Source organism: Streptomyces palmae, from assembly GCF_004684805.1.
Classification (GTDB): domain Bacteria; phylum Actinomycetota; class Actinomycetes; order Streptomycetales; family Streptomycetaceae; genus Streptomyces; species Streptomyces palmae.
This window is the reverse complement of record NZ_SRID01000666.1, coordinates 1-1,503: the sequence shown is the minus strand read 5'-3', so window position 1 is coordinate 1,503 and position 1,503 is coordinate 1. Positions and strand designations below refer to the sequence as shown.

The 1,503-nt window shown below is 69.9% G+C and carries 1 protein-coding gene; it reads right to left on the bottom strand.

Annotation, left to right across the window (positions count from 1 at the left end; genetic code table 11):
- Nucleotides 1-136 precede the first annotated feature (136 nt).
- Nucleotides 137-1,474, bottom strand: coding sequence for a dicarboxylate/amino acid:cation symporter (locus E4099_RS31935; protein ID WP_135342578.1), 1,338 nt, complete (start codon nucleotides 1,472-1,474; stop codon nucleotides 137-139).
- Nucleotides 1,475-1,503: the final 29 nt, after the last annotated feature.

The following is a 1,503-nucleotide window of genomic DNA, read 5'->3' as shown; positions in this document are numbered from 1 at the left end:
GCCCCCATCTGTCCGCCGCGCACCCCGACCTCGCCGCGCGGCTGGACACCCTCACACCCCCCTGACCCGCCGGAGAACGCGAGGGCCCCTCACCGGTTCGTGACCGGTGAGGGGCCCTTGGGGCGCGTGGTGCGCGTTACGCCGCGACGGGGGCCGGCTCGGCCGCCGCGTGCGACTCCTCCAGCGGGGAGGAGGTGGCGTTCGCGTACGCCTCGCGGTCCAGGATCCGCTCCCGGGCCGAGACCAGCACCGGGACCAGGGCCTGACCGGCCACGTTGGTGGCGGTGCGCATCATGTCCAGGATCGGGTCGATGGCCATCAGCAGGCCCACGCCCTCCAGCGGGAGGCCCAGCGTGGACAGGGTGAGGGTGAGCATCACGGTGGCGCCGGTGAGGCCGGCGGTGGCCGCGGAGCCGACCACCGAGACGAAGGCGATCAGCAGGTAGTCGGTGACGTCCAGCTGCACGTCGAAGATCTGCGCGATGAAGATGGCGGCGATGGCCGGGTAGATCGAGGCGCAGCCGTCCATCTTGGTGGTGGAGCCGAACGGCACCGCGAAGGAGGCGTACTCCTTCGGAACACCGAGGCGCTCGGTGACCTTCTGGGTGAGCGGCATGGTGCCCACCGAGGAGCGGGAGACGAAGGCCAGCTGGATGGCCGGCCAGGCGCCGCGGAAGAACTGCAGCGGGTTGACCTTGGCGACCGTGGAGAGCAGCAGCGGGTAGACGCCGAACATGACCAGCGCGCAGCCGATGTAGATGTCGGCGGTGAAGGTGGCGTACTTCCCGATCAGGTCCCAGCCGTACTCGGCGATGGCGTAGCCGATCAGGCCGACGGTGCCCAGCGGGGCGAGCCGGATGACCCACCACAGGGCCTTCTGGAGGAGTTCCAGGATGGCGTGGCTGAGGGTGAGGATCGGCTCGGCCTTCGCTCCGAGCTGGAGGGCGGCGATGCCCGCGACGGCCGCCATGAAGACGATCTGGAGGACGTTCAGCTCGGTGAACGGGGTGATCACGTTCTCCGGGACGATGCCGGTGAGGAAGTCCAGCCAGGATCCGGCGTGCTCGGGCTTGGCGCCGTCCCTGGGGGTCAGGCCGGTGCCGGAGCCGGGGTTGGTGACCAGGCCGATGGCGAGGCCGATGGCCACCGCGATCAGCGAGGTGATCATGAACCACAGCAGGGTGCGGGTGGCCAGCCGGGCGGCGTTGTTGACGTTCCGCAGGTTGGTGATGGACACCAGGATGGCGAAGAAGACCAGCGGGGCGACGGCCAGCTTGAGCAGCTGGATGAAGATCGAGCCGATCTTGTCGAGGGTGGTGACCAGCCAGCTCACATCACCGCTGCGGGCGGCCCAGCCCAGCAGGACGCCAAGGACCAGACCGAGCAGGATCTGCGCCCAGAAGGGCACCTTGGGCAGGCGGGGTCGGGCCGACCCTATGGAGGACGCGGCGGACGCGGACGGTGCCGAGGACAAGGGACACACTCCGGGGGACGGAAGGGAGG